The sequence below is a fragment of the Caballeronia sp. M23-90 genome, assembly GCF_053574605.1.
The window spans coordinates 1-1,601 of the sequence record NZ_JBSIPA010000778.1 but is presented as its reverse complement, the minus strand read 5'-3'; the positions used below and the strand labels follow the sequence as shown (position 1 = coordinate 1,601).

At 64.1% G+C, this 1,601-nt stretch carries 2 protein-coding genes; both read right to left on the bottom strand.

Annotation, left to right across the window (positions count from 1 at the left end):
• Window positions 1–805: SIS domain-containing protein (locus tag ACRXB1_RS35770; RefSeq protein WP_449494737.1), on the bottom strand; the 805-nt coding region annotated here is incomplete at its 3' end.
• The coding region (locus ACRXB1_RS35765) for an N-acetylglucosamine-6-phosphate deacetylase (RefSeq protein ID WP_449494736.1) at window positions 798–1,601 on the bottom strand (804 nt) is incomplete at its 5' end. The genes ACRXB1_RS35765 and ACRXB1_RS35770, both read right to left, overlap by 8 nt.

Genomic DNA, 1,601 nt, shown 5'->3' with positions numbered 1-1,601 from the left:
TCATGTCGCGGGCAAGCTGCACCAGGCCAGCCTGCTCCGGTCCGCGCGGTGCGAACACGAGAAGCGGATAGTCCTCGCCGATGAGTTCCATTGGCCCATGCCGCACTTCCGCGCTCGAAAACGCTTCGGCCTGAATGCCCGACGTTTCCTTGAGCTTGAGCGCCGCTTCCTGGGCGATTGCCAGGCCAAGTCCGCGGCCAATCACGATCATGCGGTCGACGTCCTTGAGTTCGCTGACCGCGTGCGACCAGTCGAGCTTGCCGGCGGCGCGCAACGCGTCGGGCAAGGATTTGAGCGCGTTGAGCAACTCGGCGTCTTTCTGCACATGCGCAATGACGATCGCCGAGAGCGACAGGATCGCGATGTAGCTCTTGGTTGCCGCCACGGACAACTCCGGGCCGGCGAGCAACGGCAGGTTCCACTCGCAGGCTTCGGCAAGCGGTGAATTGGGCGCATTCACGGCGGCGACGGTCAGGGCGCCTGCGTCGCGCAGTGCCTGCATGGTGCCGATCAGATCCGGGCTTTTGCCCGACTGCGAAAACGCCACGGCCAGTTGGCCCTTCACGCGCAATGGTGCTTGCTGCAGGGTGGCGACCGACATGGGCAACGACGCGACCGGCACGCCGATACGGCTCATCGTCAGTCCTGCGAAGTAACTTGCGGCGTGATCCGACGAACCGCGCGCAACCGTCAGCGCGACATGCCGCGGCTCTTCGGCGAGCCGGGCGGCGAGTGCTTCAATGTGGGATGTATCGGCAAGCTGGGCAACCACCACGTCGGCGGACGCCAGCGCTTCATCAAGCATATTCGACAATTGATTCACCTTCTACATAAGTTGCTGTCAACGCCAGTTCACGGTCGAACACGACGAGGTCCGCCCACGCGCCACGCGCGATCCGGCCGCGGTCTTCGAGTCCGAGGTAATCGGCGGCGTAACGTGACAGGCGATTGGAAACATCTGCCATCGGCAAGCCGATGGAAACAAGATTGCGCAGCGCCTGGTCCATGGTCAGCGTGCTGCCGGCGAGCGTGCCGTCGGCAAGACGCACGCCGCCCATGCACTTGGTCACGTGCTGGCTACCCAGGCGATATTCGCCATCAGGCATGCCGGAGGCCGATGTGCTGTCGGTCACCACATACAGGCGCGGAATGGCTCGCAGCGCGGCGCGGATCGCGCCGGGATGCACGTGGAGAAGATCAGGAATCAGTTCGGCGTACTCGGCATGCGCGAGCGCAGCGCCGACCATGCCGGGATCGCGGTGATGCAGCGGCGACATGGCGTTGAACAAGTGCGTGAAACCGCGCGCGCCGTGTTTGAGCGCGTTGACCGCGTCGTCATAGGTCGCCAGTGAATGACCCAGTTGCACGCGCACACCGCGCGCCGCCATTTCCTGGATCACTTCAATGTGCCCCGAGATTTCCGGCGCGATGGTCACCACGCGGATGGGCGCGAGCGAAAGATACTTCAGCACTTCGTCGCGCACGGCGACGGCTGCTGCATCGGGTTGCGCGCCGAGCTTGCCCGGATTGATATATGGCCCTTCGAGATGCACGCCCAGCACGCGCGCGGTTTCACGCACTTGTTCAACGCCATGTCGCCA